This is a genomic window from Microbacterium sp. (genome assembly GCF_030149085.1).
Taxonomy (GTDB): domain Bacteria; phylum Actinomycetota; class Actinomycetes; order Actinomycetales; family Microbacteriaceae; genus Microbacterium.
In genome coordinates this window covers 1-2,968 of sequence record NZ_JASBSF010000325.1, presented here as the reverse complement: position 1 = coordinate 2,968, position 2,968 = coordinate 1, and the positions used below count along the sequence as shown (strand labels likewise).

Genomic DNA, 2,968 nt, shown 5'->3' with positions numbered 1-2,968 from the left:
CGAACCTCTGGATCAAGCCGCCCGGCGAGAGCGACGGCACCTGCAACGGGGGACCTGTCGCCGGCGCCTGGTGGCCGCAGTCCGCAGTCGAACTCACCCGCAACGTCACTCTTCCCTGAACACCGGGCCCTGAGGACGCGGGCGAGGGTGCCACGCCGACGGATGACCGCCCCTCGTCCCGGCGCGGCTGTGTACGATCGGGGGAGACGGCCGCGAACACCTGGGATTGCGCGGTCCATGCCCCACTACCCAGCCCGACGCGACCACCCAGCCCGACGCGAAAGAGACCACCGAGCATGAGCACTGACGCGGGGGTGAGCAAGACCGCCGTCATTGTCGAGGATGATCCGCAGATTCGGCATATCCTCGCCGAGACACTCGAGGCTGCCGGATTCTCCACGGTCTCGGTGGGCAACGGCATCGACGGCGTGCGCGCTGTGCTGTCCTACCAGCCGCTGATCACGACACTCGACGTGAACATGCCCGGCATCGACGGATTCGAAGCTGCTCGCCGCATCCGCGCCCAAAGCGACACCTACATCATCATGCTGACGGGCCTCGAAGACGAGGCCGACGTCGTGCTGGGTCTCGGCGCCGGCGCCGATGAATACATCGTCAAGCCGTTTCGTCCACGGGAGCTGCGGGCACGGATCGAAGCGCTCCTGCGCCGCCCCCGTCAGACTCCGACTGCCACCCTGCCGCCCGTGCAGGCACCCTCGGGCCCCTCATTCCCTGGCGCACGACCCGCCATCGTCACCCAGCCCGCGCAGCCCAGCGCCGTTCCCCCGGCAGCGCAGCAGCCGTTCGCCACCATCGATGCGAGCGGAGCCGTCACGCCCGGTGACCCTGCGCAGGCCCCGAGCTCGCCTCCCGCGCAGGCTCCATACCCGGCAGGCCAACAGCCGACCCAGGCCCCACCCCAGCCCGGCTACCCGGGTCAGTATCCGGTTTATCCGCAGCCGGGGGGCGCACACCCGTACTATCCCCCGACACCGCAGGCACCGGTCGACCCCCCGGGCGCCGGCGGGAGCCAGCAGCCTCCCGGATCGCAGCTGGTGGCACGCACACCCCCGAGCGCCCCGATAGCCGGTCCCGGAGGTAACCACCTCGGCCCCCACACCATGGTCCACCGTGACCTCATCCTCGACCCGGACTCGCGGATCGTACTGGTCGGCAACCGTGAGGTAGAACTCACCCGCACGGAGTTCGAACTGCTGGCGACCCTGATGGAGTCCAAGCGGCGCGTACGCAGCAAAGCCGACCTGACGCTCGTGCTGCGTGGTGAGTCCTACGTCACGTCGTATTTCGTCGGGGATGCCGACAAACGTGCGATCGAAGCGCACATGACGAACCTGCGCCGCAAGCTCGGCGACGACCCGAACAACCCGCGCTATGTCGAGACCGTGCGGGGCGTCGGCTACCGCATGACCGCCGAAAACGTCGCCCCGCCGCCGGGCCCGTAGCCGTTCCGGGTCTGGCGCGAGACCGTCAGACCTTGTAGCCGTACTGCCGACGGAACAGCTTGAAGGCCATGAGCAGCGTCTGGATGACGGTGACGACACCCACGATCGGCCACCCGATCCACAGGATGGACGACTGCACCACCGGGTCCAGCAGGTTCCAGATGAAAGCCATCGCGAGCGCGGTGAGCACCAGCAGGATCATGGGAACCCAGTGTCCGAGGGATACCCCGCCACCCTTCTCGGCCTTCGCCTGGGCTGCCCAGTTGTCGACCTTCTTGCGCGACAGGAACGACGACCACGACCGCAGGAAGTGGCCGATACGGATCCACATGAAGATCTCCGCGGGAAACACCAGTGCCGAGAACAGGATGTCTCGCTGGTTCACATACTTCATCGTCAGGGCGACACGAAGGTTCAGCAGCGTCGCCACCAGAGGTGGAATGAGCCACCAGGGCGAGAAGACGAAGGCGTTGATCGACAGCGATGCGGCAAGCAGCGTCAGGAACGCGACACGCACGAACAGGTTCGTGAGCATGCCGAAGTTCTCAAACCACCGAAGGCGCAGGTTCGGGTGGAAGGGCTGCCCCTTCGTGTCTCCGCGCTGACCGGGCCACATGAGCTCGATGGCGCCGTAGGTCCACTTCACCTGCTGCGCGTCATACCCCTTGAGAGTGGTCATGCCACCCACACTGGCTCGCGCGTACGGACTGATCTTGGTGAGGTAGCCCGCGCTCTTGATCTGCAGCGAGAGGAGCGAGTCCTCCACCTCGCTGTCTTTCACCCAGGGCGTGCTCTGGTGGTTGGCGCGCATGACATCGCGCAGCGCCGCCGTCGAAAAGATCGAGAACTGGCCGCCGAGCACCGCCATGTTGCGTCCGCGCAGCAGGTTCTGCAGATTGAAGGCCGCGAACTGCGTGCGCTGACCAGCGATCAGGAACTTGCCGATCAGGCCCTTGATGGGCCGGTCGTCGATCGTGTAGATCGCCGAGATGCCACCGATCCGGGAGTCTCCCACGGCTTCGGTCTCGAGGTACTCCACCGCCCGCTCATCAGCGATGGTGTCACCGTCGACGCCGAGTAGGTAGTCGTACCCTTCGACAAGGGCGTAGCCGTAGTTCAGCGCACCGACCTTCTTGTCGGGGTTCTTGCCGATGTCGTGGATGAAGACTTCGGTGAACTGCTCCCCGAGATCGGTGACGACCTGGTGCGGGCCGGCATACTGCGAAGCGATAGCGACGGTCGCGTCAGTCGTGTTGTTGACCACGACATGGATGACGTCCGGCACGCGCGTCTGGTGCAGCAGACCCTCGAGGACGCCGGCGATCGACTCTTCCTCGTTGTAGCAGGGGATGACGCATCCGATCGTCGAGCGGTGCACGGAGATGCGCTCCAGCACCGACTCGAACTCGTCAGTGAACTCCGCGTGCGAGGTCTCGACCTGCGCGTTCGGGAACCGGGGGTCGCCGTACGAGGGCTGAGCGTATGGCTGCTGGCCGTATGCGGGA

The 2,968-nt window shown here is 66.1% G+C and carries 2 protein-coding genes and 1 pseudogene; 2 read left to right on the top strand and 1 reads right to left on the bottom strand.

Annotated features, from left to right (window positions below):
- Both Q1V87_RS13315 and Q1V87_RS13310 read left to right on the top strand, forming a co-directional pair.
- Positions 1-119, top strand: a pseudogene (locus Q1V87_RS13315) (glycoside hydrolase family 6 protein); the annotation flags it as partial.
- A gap of 177 nt (positions 120-296) precedes the next feature.
- Positions 297-1,463, top strand: a complete 1,167-nt coding sequence (locus tag Q1V87_RS13310; protein WP_300593787.1) for a response regulator — start codon at positions 297-299, stop codon at positions 1,461-1,463.
- 25 nt (positions 1,464-1,488) lie between these two features.
- Here Q1V87_RS13310 and Q1V87_RS13305 read toward each other — a convergent pair.
- Positions 1,489-2,968: glycosyltransferase (locus Q1V87_RS13305; protein ID WP_300593784.1), on the bottom strand; the 1,480-nt coding region annotated here is incomplete at its 5' end.